Here is a 20,769-nt window from a genome sequence, read left to right on the forward strand (position 1 = left end):
TTGGTGTGTTGATGCCCATCGTCGGGTTCGTCGTTTTAGTGATGCTGGGATTGCTCGACCAGGAGCTGGATGTACTGGAACTAGAAAATATTAAGGTGCGACTAGAAAAAGAGCTGAAGGAGAGTGAATACCGGCAGTTGTCGGAGCGGATTCAGCCACATTTTTTATTTAACGCCCTTAATGCGTTTTTATCGCTAAGTCGGATTGGTCGACATCAAGATATGACAGAAGGACTTGAACAGTTTTCGCTGTTTCTGCGCTACCGGTATCAGGATCATGAGGTGCTTGTTCCTTTTTCAACAGAGTTAGACCACACGAAAAACTACTTAGCTGTCCAGCAGCTGCGTTTCGGAAAACGGTTAACCGTTACCTACGAGGTGGATTCGACTTTGCTTAACAGTAAAATTCCTCCGTACACCCTGCAAACACTTGTGGAAAATGCCTTCAAGCATGGACTTGAGAAAAAGGCGGGGGACAAGCAATTGACGATTGTGTTCGAGCGGGAGGGAAATTGGGTGTCCTTAAAAGTGTTTGATAACGGTCCTGACCGAATCCTGGAGCCTGCTTACTGGAAGGGAACAGGGCTTCATAATATCGAAAAAAGGTTTCAGCTTATTTTCGATCTGCCGTCGAAGATTCGATTATCGGAAACGAAGGATGGGCGAACGTTGGCCCATGCCTATTGGCCATACTTACCTGGAGATGATTAAATGAACATCCTAATTGTTGATGATGAATACTTGGAAATTGAACAGCTACGCTTTCTCATCCACCGTAAATATCCATTATGGAATATCTTTTCAGCAGAGGATAGCGTATCTGCCTGGAAAATAACGGAGCAGGAAAGCATTCATCTGGCCTTTGTTGATATTCGGATGCCAGGGGAGGACGGTTTGACCCTGTCCAAGCGTTTAAAGGAAAAACAAAGCGGCATTGAGATTGTCATTGTTTCTGCACACCAGGATTTTTCCTATGCCAAAAGGGCGATTCAAGCAGAAGTCATGGATTACCTGGTGAAGCCTGTCATTGAACAGGAATTATTAGCGGTGATTGAAAAGTACCTTGAGGTCAATAAACATGCAGTGGCAAAATCGGCACATGTTCAATATGTGATCAAGAAAATCGAACTCCATTTTTCTGAAAAATTAAGCCTCCAGGAGATTGCAGATGAAATACCGGTGAGTGCCTCCTACCTGAGCCATTTATTCTCAGAGGAAATCGGCTCGACCTTTCAGGAGTATCTCTTAACGTACCGGATTCATCAGGCAAAAAAGTTAATCGTAAGTAAAGCGGACTGGAGCATGAACAGAATTGCCGAAGCTGCCGGATTCTCGAGCCAGCATCATTTTAGCAATATTTTTAAAAAAGTAGAGGGCATGACGCCGAGTATGTATAAGGATAAACGGGGATGAGGTTCCCTTACTCAGGCGTGGAGCCAATTATTTAAGGAGAAAAACCAATGATTGATTGGTATGTCATTCTGTTTTTAGCGATCGTCCTCTTGATTTTCCATATGGGGGAATTTGCCGGTCATAAGGATGCTGCTGCCTATGTACGGCTCGCCGGTAAAAATAAAGTATCGACGGGGACCGTTTCGATGCTTTTTCGGTTTCTAACAGGGACCTTTGTATTTGTCCCCGTTTATTTGACTGTGAGCCGCGGATACTTGGCGGGACTGGTTGTTTCTATAGCAGGGGTGGCTGTCCTGCTTTGGTTCAGCCGCAAAGTTAGCCAAATGAACGACAACTTTACGCCTTTTCAACATATAGGAGCACTTTTACGGGAGCGTATGCCAGAAAGAGGGAGAGCAGCCGTCTATGTGTTGCTGTTTCTTGCGGGTAGTGAAGGACTTCTTCTTAGTACAGCCCTGGCTAACTCGTTTATGAAGACGGTTTTTTCAATCCAGCCGATATGGACGAGTAGCATTCTGTTCTTTTTTGTTTTTGTGTTTTCAGGCATGGGCGGTGCTGGTGGAGTTCAGAAAATGGGGCGATGGCTGTTGTTTGGCTTTTTTACCGGAATTACTATTCTTCCGGTTGCAACCATCCTATACCATGGCGTTGCCTCGATCCATGAAAGATTTGTCCGGCTGCCAGGAGCTAGTTGGGATGAGGGAGAACTAGTGGTTGCTGCCCTTTTATTTATGGTATTCACTGCAGGACATTTGCTTGTTTATTTTCTCTTATCTAGTGATCTATTAGCAGTAAAGCGGACGAGATTAAAAGCGACAATTGGACTAACAGCGATATGCTGGAGCAGTATGCCAGTGGCTGTGTCCGTTATAGTCGTTTATTTAATGTCCCGTGGTGGCGGGAATGGAATAAACGGGCTTCTGAATACGATGGGTCATGCTTTTTCTACCCCTCTTTTATATGTCCTGGCGGTAAGTGTGTTATCCTGCTTGGCTTTAAGTCTTGGGGTATCCCTTCATCATTTGATGGGCTTGCTGATTCCCCTTTTTAAAGAAGAGCGAGCGACGTATAAGGGATATGCAGCGAGCCTTGTCCTTTGCCTATTGTTCTATGGAGCGTCTTTCGCCTTGGACTTTACGACAGTATTTATTTTTTATATTCATTTGTTTGTCTCGATCTGTTTACCTCTATGGCTGCTTCTTGGTTACCGTGTACGCTGGGGTTGGGAGCTTTCCCTTGTGCTTATCGCTTCCAACGGATTGGGTCTTTGGATTTCTTTTACCAGTGAAATTCTTACCGGGGTTAGTGTAAATTTAGGCATATCAAGTGCTGTATTATTCTTCCTATTTATCAGAAAAGTTAGAACAATGTAAAAATACTGCAAAATCACATCAAGAAACTGCAAAACAGCCGTCCACCCCTCCGATATAATGAGAAAAAAGGGAGGCGAGCATATGGTACAAACGCTGGAAAAACAACAGTATTTTTATGCTTTTAGTAAAGAGAACAAGGTCGGATTACGTGTACCGTCTGGGGCACAGGTAGTAGTTGAAACCTTTGATTGCTTTCAGGACCAAATTCAATCCACGGAGACGGAATTTAATGCGATTGATTGGAATCAAATTAATCCGGCCACGGGAGCGATTTTTGTAGAGGGTGCACAGCCGGGGGACGTTTTAAAAGTTAAAATAGACAACATTGAGCTTCGTGATAGCGGCGTACTAGCTACCGGACCGGGACTGGGCGTTATGGGGCACCGAATTGATGAGTTCACCGTCAAGATGGTTCCGATTGTTGATGGAAAAGCGGTGTTTAATGAGCGAGTAAAGCTGCCATTAAATCCAATGATCGGCGTGATTGGGGTTGCACCTGAAGGGGAACCCGTTCCATGTGGGACACCGGGTGCACATGGCGGCAATATGGATACAAAGTTAATTACAACGGGAGCGACACTTTATTTTCCTGTATTCCAAGAGGGTGCGTTGTTCGGCCTTGGCGATCTACATGCCGCAATGGGGGATGGAGAAATCGGCGTATCGGGCGTTGAGATTCCTGGAAAAGTGACGGTTACATTAGAAGTGCTAAAGGGGAAATCCATTCCGTTCCCGTTTCTTGAAAATGAAGAGGGGACAGCAGTCATTGTATCCAAGGGAACGCTTGATGAAGCCGCAAAATCTGCTGTGGAAATTTTTGTTGATACCCTGCTTCCGCATACGGACTTGACGCTGGCTGAACTGACGATGCTTTTCAGTGCGGCTGGAGAGGTTCAGGTTTCGCAAATTGTTGACCCACTGTTAACCGCAAGATTTGTGGTACCAAAATCCATTCTCGAAGCTTACGATGTGAAGCTTTTCGGATAGGGAGGGGGAAAAGGATATGGAACCAGTCGTGCCAACAAAACAACAGACCAATCCACAGGGTGGACAGACAAATGTAGAACAATTCGGTTATAAACAGGAATTAAAACGTGCTTTAACCTTTTGGGATTTGCTCATTTATGGACTTGTGTTCATGGTGCCGATTGCTCCGTTCGGAATCTATGGGTATGTTGCCCAGGGATCTAACGGAATGGTCGCCCTTGCCTATTTGGTAGGTATGGTCGGGATGATTTTTTCTGCGTTAAGTTATGCGAGGATGTCGGAGGCGTTTCCGATTGCTGGCTCAGTTTATTCCTATGCACAGCGCGGAATTAACGAGCACGTCGGCTTTTTTGCAGGATGGGTTATTTTATTGGATTATATTTTAATACCCGCTTTGTTATATTTAGTCAGTGCAGCAGCCTTACATGACATGGCACCAGAGATTCCGATTTGGATTTGGCTGGTTGCGTTTATTGGGATTAACACAGTGATTAACTATTTCGGGATTGAATTTACGGCTAAAGCCAATAAAGTTATTGTGGTGCTTGAATTAATTGTCCTTGTGGTTTTTGTTGTGGCTGCCATTATCGCTATTACAAAGGGCGTTAATGGAGCAGAATTTAATTTCAAGCCGCTATATGATAAAGAGCATTTCAGCATGAGTGCTGTTATGGGTGCTGTTTCCATTGCGGTGTTAAGCTTCCTTGGATTTGACGCAATTTCGACGTTAGCAGAGGAAACAAAGGGCGGTAAGAAGGTCGTTGGCCGAGCGATTATTTTCTCGTTGTTAGTCGTGGGCGTATTGTTCATCATCCAGACATGGGTAGCAGCGTTAATTTGGCCGGATTATGCTTCTTTTGAAAATGCCGATGTTGCGTTCTATCAGATTGCTGAAATTGCAGGTGGTCCATGGTTAAAATGGACAACGATTTTAGCGACAGCCCTTGCTTGGGGAATTGCCGATGCATTGGTGGCCCAAGCTGCAATTTCTCGTATTTTATACAGTATGGCTCGCGATAAAAAGCTGCCGAAGATTCTTTCGAAGGTTCATCCGAAGTATCAAACACCGTATGTTAGTACGTTTCTTGTAGCTACCATTTCTCTTGTGGTGACGATAGGATTTGCGTCACAGATTAATAGTCTTACTTCACTTGTGAATTTTGGTGCCTTGACTGCTTTCTTATTCTTGCATCTGTCGGTTATTAATTATTTTGTACGTAAGCAAAAAAGTAAAGATTACTTGAATCACCTTGTGTTCCCGTTGATTGGCTTTGTGATTATCGGGTATGTTTGGTTCAATCTTGACCCAACCTCGAAGAAGCTAGGCTTCGTCTGGATGGCTATCGGAATTATTTATATGATTTACTTGAAGCTCGCGAAAAAGGATTCTACTTTGAATGTAGAATAGGCATCATTTTATGAAAAAAGGAAGGCAGCTATTGTAAGAGAAGCTGCCTTCCTTTTTCATATTTATTTGTGAATTCTCTCCAAGCTCACTCTTCCCGAGAAAAAGGTGGCGCCGCCGCCCATGTCTGCGATGCGGTCGGGTGTGAGTTGGTTGACTAGCTGTTTCGCATCATCTCGGTCGACCCAAAGTCCTTGGGTAACCACGACTCCGGGAAGAACATTGTCTCCAACAGAAGCCTTAAGCTCACACGCCCCACGATTATTCCACACACGCACCAGGTCTCCATCCCCAATTCCTAACGGAAGGGCATCCTTTTGGTTGATATGCACACGTGGTTCTTTTTCCAGTGTGACGTGTTTTGCATTATTAGAAAAAGTAGAGTTTAAGAAATTGTGATTAGGTCCTGGAACAAATTGAAAGGGATGGTCCCCATCATTTATCACTGGTAGGTATGTTGGTAACGGTGGATGCCCAACCTCACGCATTCTCTCAGAATATAACTCTATTTTCCCGCTAGGTGTCGCAAGTCTTCCAGGAAACATCGGTTTCACGGCTGCCTTCATATATGAATGCTCGACGAGGGCATCATAATTGATTCCCTTGAGGCCTGTGTTCCGCGGATAATCAAGGGCTGTAGCAATCATCTCAGCTTCAGTCTCCTCTAATGCAGGCTCATCCAAGCCCATTCCTTTTGCCAGCAATCGGAAGACCTCCATATTTGATTTGGACTCCCCATATGGCTCCATCACGGGTTGCTGAAGCTGAATATAATGGTGCCAGTAGGAGGTATAAAAATCCATATTCTCAAAGGAGGAGGTCGCTGGTAAAACAAGGTCTGCATACATGGCCGTTTCTGTTAAAAATAAATCATGAACCACGAGAAATAAGTCCTCCCGTCCAAGACCTTCGCGCACCTTTTGGCTAGAAGGTGCAACAACGGCTGGGTTTGAGCCGTATACATACAGGGATTGAATAGGCGGGTCAAGCGTCAGTAGCGCATCCCCAATTTGATTCATATTAATTGTTCGTGTCGTTTTCTTTTTCAAAAGGTCCGGCCGCTGCAAACCACTCGTATTAAATGCGAGATACGCAGAATTTCCTTTAATTGCACCGCCGCCTTTTAAAAGCCATTGGCCGGTGAGGGCTGGTAAACAGGAAACCGTACGGACGAACATGCCGCCGTTATCGTGATGCTGCGGTCCGTTCCCGATCCGGATAAAAGAAGGAGAGGTTTTTCCGTACATGCGGGCAAGCTTGTAAATATCTTCTGTCGGTACACCTGTAATGGTGGAAACTGTGTCGGGATCGTATTGGCCGACATGCTCGCGCAGTTCCTCATGTCCAATCGTATAGGTCTGTAAAAAATCGTGATCCACTAGGTTTTCCGCAAACAAAATATGCATCACACCAAGGGCAAGAGCGCTGTCCGTCCCTGGTAAAATCGGAATAAACCAATCTGCTAATCTACCCGTTTGATTTTTGTGGACATCAATCACAATAATCTTGGCGCCATTTTGCTTCCGCGCCTTTTGGGCCAGGGCTACCTGATGCATGTTGGTGCTTACCGCATTAATCCCCCAAAAGAGGATGAGTTTGGATTCGATGGTGTCCTCAGGGTCGATTCCTACGCTGCTGCCCATGGTATAACTGTAGCCAACAGAGCCGGCCGAGGAACAAATCGTCCGGTCCAACTGGGAAGCACCTAATTTGTTGAAGAAACGGCGGTCCATGCCCTCTGCAGTAAGCCGTCCCATGTTTCCATAAAAGCTGTAGGGAAGGATACTCTCAGGACCATCGGATGTAATCAGATCCTCCCAACGGGTTGTAATCGTACGGATGGCTTCATCCCAACTGACCCGCTCAAACTTTCCTTCGCCTTTGGCTCCGACTCGCTTGAGTGGATAGTTTAATCGCTTTTCGTCATAAATCCGTTCAGTCATATGGCGAACCTTGTTGCAAATATGCCCTCTCGTCACCGGATGTTCCGGATCGCCTTCAACCTTCACAATTTTTCCGTCCCTCTTATGTAGGATCAGCCCACATTGATCAGGGCAATCGAGGGAGCAAACAGAGCGGAACACCCCATCTTGCTGCATAAACCAAACCTCCCTTAAACAAATGTAATCTTACCTCCTATCTTATCAGAAAATGTGTCAGAGGGGGTCTGTCCCCATGACAAAGGGGGCCTGACCCCAAGTCTAGCCCCCTTCGTCTTAATTGATTTTCTTTTTATCTTTACTCAAAATGGTAATTTCGTATGGGTCGTTCCGAACTTCTTTGGTTATGTCATCGGTTTGAATAAAGCTGTTAATCTCATCTTCAATACGTTTTGCGAGATCCTTCGCCTCGTCGTCGGATGAATCAACGGATGTCTTAATCGTAATTTGCAGTGGAAGCGGGTGGAAGGAATAAGAAAAGCCACTCACTTTAAACTCTTTGTTCGCCATAAGACCGCCTACAAGAATACTAATGATGTTATTTTTCCCCCAGCGTAATTCTTGTTCGCGCGCTTTCATATCGATTTTACTGATTCGATACTTAAACTTGCCGCCATACAAAGCGGTTGTGGTGTCGAGGAACTGCTTCAGTTCTTCGGTTCTTGTTTCTGTTTTTGGAATCGCTACATAGATGAATCTCTCAAACTGATTAATTCTAGCCTCTACTGGGAAGGGCATCTCGTAATGATTTTTCTCAAGATAGGCGATAATTTGCTGCTGAAGGGCTTCACTTTCCTTTTGATACTTCTCAACTTTTGGATCTTCCTTTTCAGGAACGATGACTCTTTCACGCTTGGTGATAATATCAAAGCTTCCAAAATTATTGGCAATTAAAGCTTTATTCACATTTTTCTCCACATGGCCCTTGATGTTGTTGTAATCACTCTTTGAATACCGCAACCCCAATTTCACTTCTTTATCAGGTATGGATAATTCAAATGAGCCTAGCTGGTACCCTTTGGCGTTGGCGACATCGCCAATCACTTCTGCAGCCGCATGTTTATATTCTTCTTGCTGGATAAACAAATGGAAGTAAGGGATCTTCGCTGCTACTTTGGCCGCACCGAGTGACAAGTTGGCAGACCCAATTAAGATGACAAAAATAGCGGCAGCGGTGATGCTTGAGAAGAGCACTTTCCTCGAGGTTCTCTTTTTTGTCACCAATCGGTCATCACCGTTTTGCTGCTTGATTTTATCTAAAACATATTGCTTATGTTCGTTCTTAAATTGTAGTTCATCCAATACAGATTTAGGGTACTTCACATTATTTTTCATAAATATTGCTCCCCTTTAATGATGTTTTTAATGAATTTCTTCCGCGATGAAGCCTGGTTTTTACTGTATTGGTATTGAGATTTAAAAGCTTGGCAATCTCATCGACGGTACATTCCTCATAATAGTAAAGGGTAATCACTTCTCTCAATTTAAGTGGGAGAGTGAGCACTTGTTGAAAAATTAACTCTTTCTCTTCATTCTCAATCATTTTCATATCTGCTGTAGGTGCCCCACTTTTTAAAATCATTTGTAAAAAGTCTTTGTATTGAAGGTTTCTATACGACCAACTTTTCAAGACATCCTTGCATTTATTGGCAGTGATGCGATATAGCCAGGTTTTATAGGTCGATCGGTTTTGGAAATCGTCTAGGTGGTTATAGCAGCTGATAAATACTTCCTGTGAGATATCCTCGGCCAATTCTTTATTTTTGACATATGTAAACGCCAGTCGGACGACCATATCTCCATATTCATCCATTAACCATGCAAGCTGATCATCCTTAGATAAATAGCTAATTTCATTAGGTGTCGAATGTTCTTTTCTTTTTATTACATACACTTTTGATTTCCCCCTTTCCTACAAACTTAGACGAAGCGAAGTGGTTTAGGTTCCGAAAAATCCCTGTTAAGTTTAATAGTACCATTTCTCTGTAAAGGCTTTGTTAAAATGTCTGTTGAAGGTCCTCGCTTTCCTCGAAGAAGAGGTTAACTTTTTCACACACTTTTCACACATTTATTCCGAAGTTCTGCCTAACCCTTTGGCTATACTGAGAGGGTAAGTAAGACAAGCGAAGGAGAGATAAAGATGAACCTGAAAAAAGGATTGGCTGTTGGAATTGGCGCCTTGTTGCTGTTAGGCGGGACCTATCAAATTCAGAGTGCATATGCAGCAGAAAACCCTCAAACTGTTGAAGCAAAAGAATCAAAGGCTCTTGCTGGGAAAAAGTTTGAGAAGCTAGAGAAATACCAGGAGCAAATCCATCAGGTCAACCAACTGCGTGAAGAGCGGTTAGACTTGAAAAAACAAATGGTCGAGAAAAAGGACCAGTTAGTCGATCTATTTGTAGCTGCAAAAAAGAGTGGAAATAAAGAGGCTCTGAAGCAGGTCAAGGAAAGTAAGAAGCAGTTGAAAACAAAAAATGGCGAATTGAATGCCTTAATAACAAAGGGAAAGGATGAGAGGAAGGTACTGAAGGAGGCGGTAAAAACGGGCGATGCAACGGAACAGTTCGACAAGGTCATTGCCGCTCAGAAACAAGTCAACGAGATATTGAAAGAGCAGTTGGCCCTGCTAGATCAAATGATTGCCGGTTTAAAATAGTATCGTTCGAAAAGAGATAGTGTTAGAATGCTATCTCTTTTTTACTATATAATAGGGACGAGGTGAAGCCGTTATGAAGCATATTTTTGTGATAGATGATGAAAAGAATATCCGCGATATTTTGCAAAAATACATGGAAAATGAAGGCTACAAAGTCACACTTTTTTCAGATGGGGAGAATGTCTATCAGGAGATGCTGCGTTTAAAACCGGATTTGTTGGTGATTGATATCATGCTTCCTCATATGGATGGGCTCGAGCTTTGTAAAGAAATTCGCAAATCGAGCGAGATCCCGATTATTTTTGTCTCGGCGCGGGACGGGGAGTTTGACCGGATTCTAGGCCTAGAGCTTGGCGGCGATGACTATTTAACGAAGCCGTTTAGTCCAAGAGAATTGATGGTTCGAATTAAAAATATATTTAAACGGATGGAAAAAACAGCGGTAAGTAAACCGCAAATGCTATCAATCCGTGATGTAACGATAGATTTTGAGCGGAGATACATAGAAAAAGATGGGCTGGAAATCAAATTAACAGCCAAAGAATATGATTTATTTATTTTTCTAGCACGGAATAAAGGAAAGCCGTTCACGAGGGAAGAACTGCTTGAGTTTATTTGGGGGTATGAATATACCGGGGATGGTCGGCTGATTGATGATCTTGTGAAGCGCGTTCGCAAAAAGCTAGAGCAGCACGAGTCTTCGGTTGAACTCTCAACAATTTGGGGTTATGGATACAGGGTGGATGATTAAAATGAAAATTGGCGCAAAGCTCTTATTCACCTATTTTCTATTAATTATTAGTATTTTTTTGATTACTAGCCTAACTTTTCATTTCATTGCCCAGCGTTATTTAATTCATGAAACAAAGCAGCAGCTGCATAAGGAAGCCAGTGTGGTGAGTCAATTACTAGGGAAGACGGTTCTATCAAGTCTGACGGTTAAAGAACAACTGGTGAACCGCAAGGCCCTGGTGCTGTCGGAACGGTTGCTTTCTTCGGAATTGATTATTTGGAACAAGAATCAGGAAATTGTTTACACGGATTTAAAAGATGCGGCCCTCAATGAATTTAGGAAGGATCCGGAGAGAAGGTTTATCTTCGAAACCGTAAAGATTTCTTCTAAGAATGGGAAAACAAAGGGATATGTCACTCTGGTCCAGAGACTTGATGAAATAAAAGAAATTAATCGTCTTATGAGAAGGTCACAGTTATTTAGTTTAGTTATTTCAGCGTTAATTGCCGTTGGTTTGGGTGTCTTTTTCAAAAAGAGCTTAACGCGGCCGATTCGAAGATTGACGGAGCATATGAAGCATTTTTCGCTTAAAGGTGCGGACCAGGAGATTAAGCTGGAGTCAAAGGATGAAGTGGGAGAATTAGCCGCCAGCTTTAATGCGTTGTCTCGAAGGTTGAAGCAGTATGATGCTGATCAAAAAATCTTTTTTCAGAATGCTTCACATGAGTTAAAGACTCCGTTAATGGCGATTCAGGGAAATGCTGAGGGGATTTTGGACGGAGTGGTGACTGGTGAAGACGTGACTGCCAGTCTCAATGTAATCATTGCCGAAAGTCAACGCTTGAAACGGATTGTCGAAGGTATCACTTATTTAGCGAAGCTGGAGAGTGTCGAGGAAAGCTTTGTGTTTAGGCGGGAGTCACTAGATGTGATTGTTGGGGAGGCTGTAGAGAGTGTCTTGGCACTGGCTGAACAACGAGGGATTGAGATCGATATTGATAGTGGAGTGGAGGAACTGGTCTTGGTGGATGGAGAAAAGATGAAAAGGGCGTTCATCAATTTATTAGGGAATGCGATCCGATATGCGAGATCCACTGTTTCCGTCATATCTGAAGTATCAGAGGATGAAACTTCTGTCGTGGTGGAGGTGGCGGACGATGGAAAGGGATTTGCACCCGGAGAAGAGGTAAAGGTGTTCCACCGTTTTTATAGCGGTGATGAAGGCGGCTCGGGAATTGGCCTTGCTATAACCAAGGCCATCATTGAGGGACACGGCGGTTCGATTACTGCGTTTAATCGGGGGCAGGGAGGAGCGGTGTTCCAAATTTTCTTGAAGGAAAACCTAAAAACAAACAAATAAAAAGAAGATACCGTGCCAATCCGGCGAGGTATCTTCTTTTTGGTATCATCTGTGTTATCAGGCACCCGTCATGGACGTCCCCAATGCTTGTCCAATTTACTTACAGATTGAAAAACTTCAATACGCCATTGATCAATCCAGTGACTAATTTATTCTGGTAGGTGTCGGTTGTCAGGTTGGCTCGTTCCGTCGAATTAGAGACGAAGCCAATTTCCACTAAGACAGCTGGTGCTTCATTATCTCTAATCACTCTGAAGCTCTCATCCTTTATTCCTCTACTAAAGGCTCCAGTTGCTTTAATGAGTTCGTTCTGGAGCAATGTCGCTAATTGCTTGCTTTCCACCGGCATGACACCGTCCTCAGAATTGTGATAGGTCTCAATACCTGATGCACTTGTGCTGGTAGAGGAGTTGACGTGAATACTGATAAAAGCGTCCGGTTTAATAGAGTTGGAGTATATCACTCTATTATCTAATGAAATAAATTCATCCTTACTTCTTGTCATATACACTGTTGCACCATGACTTCTTAGTGCATCCGCAAATTTCAAGCTTACTTGTAAATTAATATTTTTTTCATATACTCCTTCAGCATTAGCACCGCTATCATATCCGCCATGTCCGGGATCAATGATAATTGTTTTCCCATTTAAATCATTTGTAATCGGGACCCAGACACCGTTTGGATCTAAAAAGAATTTTTCATTATTCACGGTAACCCAGCCTGTTTGCATGATACCGTTAGTATCAAAATAGTACCAAAGCCCTTTATCTTGGAACCAACCGGTTACCATGGCTCCTGTCTGGTTTAGGTAGAACCTCTTTCCATCTAATTTGAGCCAGCCTGTTTGCATAGCCCCACTGCCATTTAGATAATACTTCTTATTGCTATCCAGTACCCAGCCTGTCTGCATTTGGCCTTGATTATCAAGATAGTACCATTTTCCGCCATCACGCACCCAGCCTGTGCTCATGGAAAAATCACTTGCTAAATAGTACCAGGTGTTATTCAATAAGAGCCAGCCCTTTTTTTAGAACACCGGCATTATCTGCGTAATATTTCTTGGCGCCTGCTATAACCCAGCCTGCAGTGTTCAGAACTCCCTCGTTATTAAAGTAGTAAGTTTTACTATCCAATGTGGTCATTCCTGTGGTTAACGCGCCACTACTATTAAAATAGTATTTCTTCCCTTGCTCCTCAACCCAACCTGTTAACATTACTCCATTTGGATCTAAGAAGTATTTCTTGTCCTTGTCGATAATCCAGCCAGCTTGAACAAGTCCTTCTGTGTTTGAAAAATACCATTTTCCATTTACGAGTCTCCACCCGAAGGCTAGAGTTCCATCTGTGGTAAACAGATATTTTTTTTCAGCAATTTCGGTTACATTGGTTGCAGCAGACCCATCGTTCTTAAAGTAGTACTTCTTACCATTCACATCCTGCCATTTGTTTGCAAGCATAACTCCATCATTGTTCAAATAGTATTGCTTGGAATTAATGGAAAGAAGGCCGCTCGTTCGCTCACCGCTTGAATTTAAGTAATACCAATCCGTTCCTAGTAACAACCACCCGGTTTTCATCGAACCATCTGTTTGAAGGAAGTACCATTTATTACTGATGTTCACCCAGCCCGTTTTCATTGAACCATCTGCCTGCAGGTAATACCATTTTCCTTTGTCAAGGAGCCACCCGGTCTTCATAACCCCTTTGGCATCAAGGTAATACCATTTTTCCCTTATGAAAATCCATCCTTTTACAGGAGCATCATTTTGATAATAAAACCACTTTCCGTTTTCCAGCTTCCAGCCTGTAGTCGCTGCATAGGACGGAGAAAAACCTATCCCCAAGTTCATGAGTAATAATGCAAAAATTGATAAGAGTAAAATTTTCTTCTTCAACGCTAAAATTCCCTTTCTGTGCTAAGTGTCACTCTAAAGAGTCGCTACAGTCTCGAGATTCAGAACTGTATTCCTGCCTCTACTAGATTTCTCACACTCCTTTTGCTCTAGAGGTCTTGTGTAGTTACTTACCAAAAACTACGAGTGTATCCTAAATTTGTTAATTTTATATTAAACTGTATTTTCAAGATTGTGAAGCGCAAATCGACAATCTTTTTTCTTCCTTAGTTTTGAAAACGCTTATCTATACGTTATTGGGGCCATTTAATAAAACAGTTGATTAGGTGGGAATTTTGTTGAATAACCACGAAACGTGCCTTTTAAAAAATTATCCGACTTGGGCAGGCACCCAATGACCAAGTCATTAGTAAGATAGGGATAGGTAGGAACAAGGAGGGGAAGAGCTATGTATCCTTATTCAAATTACTCTGATGCATTAAGTAGACAACAAAATAAGCTGATCCAGGATCTTGAAAAAGCGATAAATGGGGAATATGGTGCGATTCAGTGTTATGAAAAAATTGCTAAAATGGCAACAAAGGAAAAGCAGCGGAAACAAATACTTGAAATACGTGAAGATGAGAAGAAGCATTACCATCAATTCGTCAGGATCTATACAAGTCTTATGGGCAGGCAACCTCAGCCAAAAATCACGGAGGAGTGTCCGAATACGTATGTAAAGGGTCTGGAGTTTGCGTTAGTGGATGAGCAGGAGACAGTAGATTTTTATCTGGATATAGCCGATGAAGCGACGGATCCTTACATTAAGGAAGTTTTTCGCCGGGCGGCAGCAGACGAGCAAAATCATGCGGTGTGGTTCCTGTATTATTTTACAAAAAATAAATAAGAAAAAAACAGGGCTGACTCTGGAGGATACTCTCACGGGTTCAGCCCTGTTTTTTTTTTGACTATAGGAAAGTGAAAAATTCGACTTCGAGAATTGTCCAGCTCCAGCGCTTTTCGTAGTTAGTCGTCATTTGAGTCTCCACCATAGTCTCTATCGTTGTCATTGTTAGAGTTGCCATTATCGTTATCATCGGATTCGTCGGAATCAATACTGTTAAAGGCAGAGGCGTGATAAGGGTCGTTGCTATAACTTTTAGAGGCAGCTGCAGCGGTTTGGCCTTTTTTTTCAAGGCTAGGGAAGATTAAAAACGCGGCAATGATGGCTAACGTACCAAAGAATTCCTGTACACCAAAAATAAGATACACCCCATACACGAAAAGGAAAATCCCAATCAACCATTGTATGATTCTAATCGCCTTCAGAAGCATCCCCCCCAGATGTAGTCAAAAAACAATCCGCCATATACAAATAAATATTACCGCCTAGGACTTTTTATACATTATTTAGGGAATCGTAACTTGATTGCAACTTATCTGGTGTCAGGCACCACCCGTGGACAATTGTCTTTCTAGGGTGGACATTATAATGGATTATTTAATTTGATAAGATTGGAGGATTTTTGGGAATGGTGTCGAATTTTTTTTAGTGGTTATAAATAGAGAATTAAAGGAGTGATTGTGATGGTCCGAAAAGGACGCACTTGGTTCGAGGGTGCGAAATATCATGTTACGAGTAGAGGAATTAGACGAAGTCCTTTATTTTTTGAAGAGAAAGATTATAAGAAGTACCTAGAATTACTAGAAGATACGAAAAGCACCTACCCATTTTTTCTCCATACCTACTGCCTTATGACTAATCACACCCACCTACAAATTGAAACCGTTGAAACCTCACTTAGTATCATTATGAAAAATCTCAATACCAAGTACGCAAAGTTTTTTAACAAGAAATATGAATTCTCTGGTCATGTTTTTGAAAAGCGTTACGGGGCAGAATTAATCACCACACCAGAGTATGAAATTGATGTAAGTAAATATATTCATTTAAACCCAGTAACTGCAGGTATAACAGCCGCTCCAGAAGATTACATATGGAGCAGTTATCACGCTTACGCCTTTGGAAAACACTCCCCAATTCTTTACACCCAAACACTGCTTTCCCATTTTCCTGAACCCGCAAGCCTACAATACCAAGAATATATGAGCTCCTCTCCATTGGATACGTTTTTTTGGAAAGAGGGCAAGATTTATTTTGAAAAGGAGATGGACTTGCCATGTGGGCAAAAGTAACAAGTATCGGCTTAAAGGGGATGGAAGGGTATCGGATGAATGTTGAGGTAGGCTCGTATGTGGGGAGTGATTCTTTTAAAATTGTTGGACTACCTGATGCGGCTGTTAAAGAAGCGAAGGAACGCATCAATGTAGCACTTCGTACCTTAGGGTTTATTTTATCAGGCAATAAAATTATTATTAACCTTTCGCCAGCCGACCAAAAGAAAATGGGATCTTTGTTGGACCTGCCGATGGCCATAGGGGTTTTGTTGAGTTTGCATGAAATAATTATTTTTATCCCTGAAAATACCGGTTTTCTAGGTTCTTTATCATTGGATGGCGCCATTCAGCCCGTTGAAGGGTTGCTGCCTGCTGTACTCGCTGCTAAAAGATTGGGTATCAAAAAGCTTTATATTCCGTTTGATAGACAGTTGCCATTGTTAGACCTTGCACCAATGGAAATTATTTATGTGTCTTCATTGCAGGATGTGATTGCGCATTTGGAAGGACAATGGGAACCTCCATCTTTAGTACAACAAGAAGAGGTTAAAATCTGCAGTCATGATTATATTGATTTAGAGCAGATCATAGGTCATAGTGTTGCAAAACGAGCATTAGAAATAGCTGCAGCGGGGGAACATCATGTCTTGATGACAGGACCTCCGGGATGTGGTAAAAGCTTGTTGGCTGGGTGCTTTCCTTCTGTTCTACCTCCTCTAACAAAGGAAGCACAGCTTGAAGTGTTGAGCCTGTATCAGCTCAGTCGAACAGCCTATCCCCATACAAATAATCCACCTTTTCGAAATCCCCATCATTCTGCATCAGGGATATCGATTGTAGGAGGTGGTCAATATCCAATGCCGGGTGAAATATCCTTAGCGCATAGGGGTGTACTATTTCTTGATGAAATTGGAGAGTTTACGAAAAAAACATTAGATATGCTAAGACAGCCTTTAGAAAATGGAGCGATTACTATTAGTCGTACGCATGCTACTATTACTTATCCCGCATCATTTATTTTAGTTGCGGCCATGAATCCCTGTCCTTGTGGTTATTCTGGTTCAAATACTCATTATTGTACATGTACTCAGAAGCAGATTACCTCTTATCAAAACAGAATTTCAGGTCCACTTAGGGATCGATTTGATATCAAGCTTTCCTTAAGACCTGTTGATATTCATACTGGTATGAATATCAAGGCGAGTGATTCATCCAGAGTGGTGCAGAAGAGAGTAGAGGAAGCTAGGAAAAGACAGTATGACCGTTATGGGATAGAGATTACTAATGGTAGAGTTCCGGTTGATTTACTAATGGAAACAAGCCCCTTAAATGAAGAACAACAATGGAACCTTCAACAGCTGTCGTTCAGAGAAGATCTGAGTAATCGAACCCAAATTAAAATTATCAGGCTTGCCCGCACTATCTCCGACCTGCAAGAAAGTCCTACCATTACAGACGAAAGTATTGCTGAGGCAATGGAACTTAATTTGTCTAGAACCAGGTAAGGGTGGAAGGCTTGGTGCCTGACACCCTCCGTGGGCAATTGTCCATATGGGACGGATTATCCTTCGATTTATCTATTCAACCGCTCTTTAATATTCCCAGAATGCGCCAATAGAATAATCACAAGGAGACACCCGGCAATGACGCAGCTAATCCAACCAGTATGGTTGATTACTAGGAACACAGGAATAAGCAGAAATGCCCCCAATCCTGCAAAAGTAAAGCTTTTGGTAAAAGGATAAAGGACCAGAAATCCTATGATAATGACAGGGATTAGGAGTGGTTCAAGCATAATTATACCCCCAATAAAGGTGGAGATTCCTTTCCCACCCTTAAACTTTAAGGTGACCGGCTTGAGGTGACCGATAATTGCCATTCCTAACCCTAGCAGCTCGATAGGCTCGGAAAATTCTAAATAACGAGCGATCCATACTACAAAAACGCCTTTTAAGGCATCTCCTAAAAAGATGAGAACAAACGCTTTTTTTCCATGTAGCCGCCCAGCATTCCTTGCCCCGACATTTCCGCTCCCATGATGCCTGATATCCTTACCATAAAACATCTTTGTGACCAAATATCCGAACATGACACTGCCGATTAAATAAGAAATTACTAGATAAAGATAAATCATTGGCTCACTCCCATAAGTTTATAAGTGAAAAAATCTTAAAAAAGATAGAGGTCTTAAAGGACATAGGTAGAATTGTTTTCTATGAAGGAAAAAATCAGCAAAAGCTCGCTGATTTTATTTTGAGGTGAAAAAACAGTGATTTCAATTGATATTTTAACTGAATTAGAGAAAAAGATAAAAAAGGAAAAGATCACGTCATGTCTTATCCAGTATGAGAATTCTTTAGTTCTCAAATACTATAAAAATAATAAAATGAAGGACAAACAACATAAAGTAAACTCTGTTACGAAGAGTGTGCTCTCTATTTTAGTAGGGATTGCGATTGATCGTGGTGATTTAGAGGGAGTTCATCAGCCAATAGCTGACTTTTTTTCGAACCTGACTGACTGGCAAAAGCAATTGACGCTCGAGCATCTGCTTACGATGACTCCCGGCTTTGATTGGCCTGAATTTACCAGCTGGGGTGGGAGACCGATGCCCATGATTAATTCGCGGGATTGGGTTCGGTTCATTCTAGAAAGACCCATGGTTGAGCCTTCAGGAGAAAGTATGCACTATAATTCAGGTTGCTCCCAAATGTTAAGTGCCATTCTCCAAAAAGCTGCAGGTATGTCTCTAACAGAGTATGCTGAAGCCTACTTATTTAACCCTTTGGGCATAAAGGACTATACATGGTATTCGGATGCGAAAGGGATAGTAATTGGCGGATTTGGGTTGTCATTAAAGGCTGAAGATTTGCTGAAACTAGGGCGGTTGATGCTACAGGAAGGAACGTGGAACGGGCATAAGCTTGTTTCGAAGGATTGGGTGATAGAGTCTACGATTCCACGTTTTCATACCTATAATAAAATTGGCTCTTATGGCTATCATTGGTGGATCCTAACCGATGATGATCATCAGCCAGCACAGCCACCGGCCTATTTTGCCATGGGATACGGAGGGCAATACATTATTGTCGCCCCTAAAAATCAACTGATCGTTACATTTACTAGTGAACTGTACAACGATACATTTAAACCGTTAAGGTACTTTAAAAAGTGTGGTTTACAATGAGGGATAGAAAACTAGGTTGTGTCATTAATAGCTTTACATTATAAGAAAGATGTTTATGTTTTAAAAATTTTTAAAATATTAAAAAAACCCTCTTGCATTTTAATGCTAGGCGGTGATATTATCAAACTATAAAAAATCTAAACGTTTACATTTGAAGAATACATAACCAATAGACTAGAAACTTTAAGTCTATTATTTTTTAAAACATAAATCTAAACGTTTACATTTTAGGGGTTACATATGATGGATTACAAACCAACAATTGAAGATGTTGCAAAGCTTGCGAAGGTTTCAATTGCTACGGTTTCGAGGGTAATTAATAACCAGGGTGGAGTTCGAAAAGTAACTGAAGAACGAATTGTAAACGCTATCAATGATCTTGGTTACATCCGTAGCGCTGTAGCAAGAAGTATGAAAAGAAAAGAAACACATACCATTGGCATTATAGTGCCAGACATTAAAAATCCATTTTTTCCGCTAGTGGTTTCTGGAATTGAGCAAAAGGCGAGAGAACTGGGGTATTACACCATCCTAAGTAGTACAAATGAATCACCTATGGTAGAAGAAGAAATCGTGAAGATCTTTATTGAACGCGGTGTAGATGGCGTCATTATTACAACAGCAAATGAGACGGGAGATCATATTAAACTCTTACAGGACCAAGGTATACCCATCGTCGCTGTTGATAGGGCCATCAAGAAATTTGATGTGGATACCGTGTTGGTTGACAATGTGAATGGTTCCTATCAGGCAGTTCAGCACCTCATTTTACAAGGGCATAGAAGAATCGCTATAATTTGTGGTCCACAACAAACGACTCCTGGACTTGAACGGTTTTTAGGCTATAAAAAAGCACTTGAGGAATATAATATTCCTTTTGATGAAAGCTTGGTTATTCAAGGAGATTTTATGGAAGGCAGCGGTTATTCGGCAGCTCATGAACTGTACGATTCAGAAAATAGACCCACTGCAATTTTTTCATCAAACAATCTTATGACGATTGGGTGTATAAAGGGCTTAATAGATTTAGATTGGAAATTAGGAGAAGAGGTATCCTTCATCGGATTTGATGATGTGGAAATTGCTACATTTATCAAACCAAGATTATCCGTAGTATCTAGACCTATGATGACGATTGGTGAAATTGCTGTCCAATTACTTTACGAACGAATGAATGTGAAGGGTGATCTTCCAAAGAGAGAGTATCTTTTATCACCTGAATTAAAAATTCGAGAATCCTGCCAGGTAAAAATAAAAATCTAAACGTTTACATTTCACCAAAAGGAGAGAGACATACGATGAAAAAAGGCGGAATTTTAAATCCAAGAATTAATCAATTAATCTCTGAAACGGGTCATACAGACTATGTTGTCGTGACAGATGCTGGTTTACCTATTCCTGAAAATGTGACCCATCGAATCGATTTGGCACTCAAGGAAGGTGTACCCGGATTTTTAGAAACGCTAGATACGGTGTTGACAGAACTTGAGGTTGAGAAAGTCATTCTAGCAGAGGAAGTCAAAACTGTCAGTCCAGAAATGCATGATCAAATTGTAAGTCGATTTGAAAACATTCCTATTGAATACGTTCCACATGTTGAGTTTAAACAACAAACCAAACAAGCAAGAGGGTTAATTCGAACAGGTGAGTTTACTGGGTATGCCAATGTTATTTTAGTAGCAGGAGTTGTTTACTAAAAA

General features: G+C 41.9%; 21 protein-coding genes. 14 read left to right on the plus strand and 7 right to left on the minus strand.

From position 1 onward, the window contains the following. The first annotated feature begins 11 nt into the window (after positions 1-11). From QFZ87_RS05835 to QFZ87_RS05855, 5 genes are all read left to right on the plus strand, one after another. Positions 12-710: a sensor histidine kinase gene (locus QFZ87_RS05835; RefSeq protein WP_309858976.1), complete on the plus strand. Its 699-nt coding sequence runs from the start codon at positions 12-14 to the stop codon at positions 708-710. Then, positions 711-1,412, plus strand: coding sequence for a response regulator transcription factor (locus QFZ87_RS05840; protein ID WP_309858979.1), 702 nt, complete (start codon positions 711-713; stop codon positions 1,410-1,412). It begins immediately after the preceding gene. A 47-nt stretch (positions 1,413-1,459) separates the two neighbouring features. Beyond that, the gene (locus tag QFZ87_RS05845; protein WP_309858982.1) at positions 1,460-2,785 is read left to right on the plus strand and encodes a hypothetical protein; all 1,326 of its coding nucleotides are present in this window, start codon (positions 1,460-1,462) and stop codon (positions 2,783-2,785) included. An 81-nt stretch (positions 2,786-2,866) separates the two neighbouring features. Beyond that, complete coding sequence (locus QFZ87_RS05850; RefSeq protein ID WP_309858984.1) at positions 2,867-3,772, plus strand: acetamidase/formamidase family protein; 906 nt, start codon at positions 2,867-2,869, stop codon at positions 3,770-3,772. Positions 3,773-3,788: 16 nt separating this feature from the next. Continuing rightward, the gene (locus QFZ87_RS05855; protein ID WP_309858987.1) at positions 3,789-5,180 is read left to right on the plus strand and encodes an APC family permease; all 1,392 of its coding nucleotides are present in this window, start codon (positions 3,789-3,791) and stop codon (positions 5,178-5,180) included. 62 nt (positions 5,181-5,242) lie between these two features. On the opposite strand, the gene QFZ87_RS05860 is transcribed toward QFZ87_RS05855, so the two are convergent. The 3 genes from QFZ87_RS05860 to QFZ87_RS05870 form a co-directional block, all read right to left on the minus strand. Continuing rightward, positions 5,243-7,276, minus strand: coding sequence for a molybdopterin-containing oxidoreductase family protein (locus QFZ87_RS05860; protein WP_309858990.1), 2,034 nt, complete (start codon positions 7,274-7,276; stop codon positions 5,243-5,245). Between the two features lie 117 nt (positions 7,277-7,393). After that, on the minus strand, positions 7,394-8,452 hold the full coding sequence (locus QFZ87_RS05865; RefSeq protein WP_309858993.1) for a DUF4030 domain-containing protein: 1,059 nt from the start codon (positions 8,450-8,452) through the stop codon (positions 7,394-7,396). Beyond that, positions 8,442-9,011: a sigma-70 family RNA polymerase sigma factor gene (locus tag QFZ87_RS05870; RefSeq protein ID WP_309858995.1), complete on the minus strand. Its 570-nt coding sequence runs from the start codon at positions 9,009-9,011 to the stop codon at positions 8,442-8,444. Before QFZ87_RS05870 ends, QFZ87_RS05865 begins: the two co-directional genes overlap by 11 nt. Positions 9,012-9,257: 246 nt before the next feature. Between QFZ87_RS05870 and QFZ87_RS05875 the strand changes: the two genes are divergently transcribed. The 3 genes from QFZ87_RS05875 to QFZ87_RS05885 all read left to right on the plus strand — a co-directional run bounded on the left by QFZ87_RS05875 (position 9,258) and on the right by QFZ87_RS05885 (position 11,866). Continuing rightward, positions 9,258-9,773: a hypothetical protein gene (locus QFZ87_RS05875; protein ID WP_309858997.1), complete on the plus strand. Its 516-nt coding sequence runs from the start codon at positions 9,258-9,260 to the stop codon at positions 9,771-9,773. A gap of 73 nt (positions 9,774-9,846) precedes the next feature. Beyond that, positions 9,847-10,524: a response regulator transcription factor gene (locus QFZ87_RS05880; RefSeq protein ID WP_309858999.1), complete on the plus strand. Its 678-nt coding sequence runs from the start codon at positions 9,847-9,849 to the stop codon at positions 10,522-10,524. Position 10,525: 1 nt separating this feature from the next. Next, complete coding sequence (locus QFZ87_RS05885; RefSeq protein ID WP_309859002.1) at positions 10,526-11,866, plus strand: sensor histidine kinase; 1,341 nt, start codon at positions 10,526-10,528, stop codon at positions 11,864-11,866. A gap of 100 nt (positions 11,867-11,966) precedes the next feature. On the opposite strand, the gene QFZ87_RS05890 is transcribed toward QFZ87_RS05885, so the two are convergent. Then, on the minus strand, positions 11,967-12,878 hold the full coding sequence (locus QFZ87_RS05890) for an N-acetylmuramoyl-L-alanine amidase family protein (protein WP_309859004.1): 912 nt from the start codon (positions 12,876-12,878) through the stop codon (positions 11,967-11,969). Then, positions 12,871-13,764 (minus strand): cell wall-binding repeat-containing protein, encoded by an 894-nt coding sequence (locus tag QFZ87_RS05895; protein ID WP_309859007.1) that lies wholly within the window; start codon positions 13,762-13,764, stop codon positions 12,871-12,873. The genes QFZ87_RS05890 and QFZ87_RS05895 overlap by 8 nt, the downstream gene beginning before the upstream one ends. 406 nt (positions 13,765-14,170) lie before the next feature. Between QFZ87_RS05895 and QFZ87_RS05900 the strand changes: the two genes are divergently transcribed. Then, the gene (locus QFZ87_RS05900; RefSeq protein ID WP_309859010.1) at positions 14,171-14,611 is read left to right on the plus strand and encodes a ferritin-like domain-containing protein; all 441 of its coding nucleotides are present in this window, start codon (positions 14,171-14,173) and stop codon (positions 14,609-14,611) included. A gap of 119 nt (positions 14,612-14,730) precedes the next feature. Here QFZ87_RS05900 and QFZ87_RS05905 read toward each other — a convergent pair whose 3' ends face one another. Beyond that, positions 14,731-15,039 carry a hypothetical protein gene (locus QFZ87_RS05905; protein ID WP_309859012.1) on the minus strand — a complete coding sequence of 103 codons (309 nt, stop codon included), beginning with the start codon at positions 15,037-15,039 and terminating at the stop codon, positions 14,731-14,733. A gap of 252 nt (positions 15,040-15,291) precedes the next feature. Here QFZ87_RS05905 and QFZ87_RS05910 point away from each other — a divergent pair, with 252 nt between their 5' ends. Further along, positions 15,292-15,900 (plus strand): transposase, encoded by a 609-nt coding sequence (locus tag QFZ87_RS05910; RefSeq protein WP_309859015.1) that lies wholly within the window; start codon positions 15,292-15,294, stop codon positions 15,898-15,900. Further along, positions 15,885-17,387 (plus strand): YifB family Mg chelatase-like AAA ATPase, encoded by a 1,503-nt coding sequence (locus QFZ87_RS05915; protein WP_309859019.1) that lies wholly within the window; start codon positions 15,885-15,887, stop codon positions 17,385-17,387. The genes QFZ87_RS05910 and QFZ87_RS05915 overlap by 16 nt, the downstream gene beginning before the upstream one ends. Before the next feature lie 68 nt (positions 17,388-17,455). On the opposite strand, the gene QFZ87_RS05920 is transcribed toward QFZ87_RS05915, so the two are convergent. After that, the gene (locus tag QFZ87_RS05920; RefSeq protein WP_309859022.1) at positions 17,456-18,016 is read right to left on the minus strand and encodes a glycerol-3-phosphate acyltransferase; all 561 of its coding nucleotides are present in this window, start codon (positions 18,014-18,016) and stop codon (positions 17,456-17,458) included. Positions 18,017-18,151: 135 nt separating this feature from the next. Here QFZ87_RS05920 and QFZ87_RS05925 point away from each other — a divergent pair, with 135 nt between their 5' ends. The 3 genes from QFZ87_RS05925 (at position 18,152) to rbsD (ending at position 20,766) form a co-directional block, all read left to right on the plus strand. Beyond that, positions 18,152-19,069 (plus strand): serine hydrolase domain-containing protein, encoded by a 918-nt coding sequence (locus QFZ87_RS05925; RefSeq protein WP_309859025.1) that lies wholly within the window; start codon positions 18,152-18,154, stop codon positions 19,067-19,069. Between the two features lie 240 nt (positions 19,070-19,309). Further along, positions 19,310-20,332 carry a LacI family DNA-binding transcriptional regulator gene (locus QFZ87_RS05930; RefSeq protein ID WP_309859028.1) on the plus strand — a complete coding sequence of 341 codons (1,023 nt, stop codon included), beginning with the start codon at positions 19,310-19,312 and terminating at the stop codon, positions 20,330-20,332. 35 nt (positions 20,333-20,367) lie between these two features. Continuing rightward, positions 20,368-20,766, plus strand: coding sequence for a D-ribose pyranase (gene rbsD / locus QFZ87_RS05935; RefSeq protein WP_309859030.1), 399 nt, complete (start codon positions 20,368-20,370; stop codon positions 20,764-20,766). Positions 20,767-20,769: the final 3 nt, after the last annotated feature.

It is taken from the genome of Bacillus sp. SLBN-46, assembly GCF_031453555.1.
Taxonomy (GTDB): Bacteria; Bacillota; Bacilli; order Bacillales; family Cytobacillaceae; genus Neobacillus.

Excerpts from the sequence above, each read along its gene's own strand:
- QFZ87_RS05900 (WP_309859010.1), top strand. The coding sequence starts at position 14,171 with ATGTATCCTTATTCAAATTACTCTGATGCATTAAGTAGACAACAAAAT.
- rbsD (WP_309859030.1), top strand. The coding sequence starts at position 20,368 with ATGAAAAAAGGCGGAATTTTAAATCCAAGAATTAATCAATTAATCTCT.
- QFZ87_RS05855 (WP_309858987.1), top strand. The coding sequence starts at position 3,789 with ATGGAACCAGTCGTGCCAACAAAACAACAGACCAATCCACAGGGTGGA.
- QFZ87_RS05875 (WP_309858997.1), top strand. The coding sequence starts at position 9,258 with ATGAACCTGAAAAAAGGATTGGCTGTTGGAATTGGCGCCTTGTTGCTG.
- QFZ87_RS05930 (WP_309859028.1), top strand. The coding sequence starts at position 19,310 with ATGATGGATTACAAACCAACAATTGAAGATGTTGCAAAGCTTGCGAAG.
- QFZ87_RS05835 (WP_309858976.1), top strand. The coding sequence starts at position 12 with ATGCCCATCGTCGGGTTCGTCGTTTTAGTGATGCTGGGATTGCTCGAC.
- QFZ87_RS05880 (WP_309858999.1), top strand. The coding sequence starts at position 9,847 with ATGAAGCATATTTTTGTGATAGATGATGAAAAGAATATCCGCGATATT.
- QFZ87_RS05915 (WP_309859019.1), top strand. The coding sequence starts at position 15,885 with ATGTGGGCAAAAGTAACAAGTATCGGCTTAAAGGGGATGGAAGGGTAT.
- QFZ87_RS05850 (WP_309858984.1), top strand. The coding sequence starts at position 2,867 with ATGGTACAAACGCTGGAAAAACAACAGTATTTTTATGCTTTTAGTAAA.
- QFZ87_RS05910 (WP_309859015.1), top strand. The coding sequence starts at position 15,292 with ATGGTCCGAAAAGGACGCACTTGGTTCGAGGGTGCGAAATATCATGTT.
- QFZ87_RS05840 (WP_309858979.1), top strand. The coding sequence starts at position 711 with ATGAACATCCTAATTGTTGATGATGAATACTTGGAAATTGAACAGCTA.
- QFZ87_RS05920 (WP_309859022.1), bottom strand. The coding sequence starts at position 18,016 with ATGATTTATCTTTATCTAGTAATTTCTTATTTAATCGGCAGTGTCATG.
- QFZ87_RS05845 (WP_309858982.1), top strand. The coding sequence starts at position 1,460 with ATGATTGATTGGTATGTCATTCTGTTTTTAGCGATCGTCCTCTTGATT.
- QFZ87_RS05860 (WP_309858990.1), bottom strand. The coding sequence starts at position 7,276 with ATGCAGCAAGATGGGGTGTTCCGCTCTGTTTGCTCCCTCGATTGCCCT.
- QFZ87_RS05865 (WP_309858993.1), bottom strand. The coding sequence starts at position 8,452 with ATGAAAAATAATGTGAAGTACCCTAAATCTGTATTGGATGAACTACAA.
- QFZ87_RS05905 (WP_309859012.1), bottom strand. The coding sequence starts at position 15,039 with ATGCTTCTGAAGGCGATTAGAATCATACAATGGTTGATTGGGATTTTC.
- QFZ87_RS05885 (WP_309859002.1), top strand. The coding sequence starts at position 10,526 with ATGAAAATTGGCGCAAAGCTCTTATTCACCTATTTTCTATTAATTATT.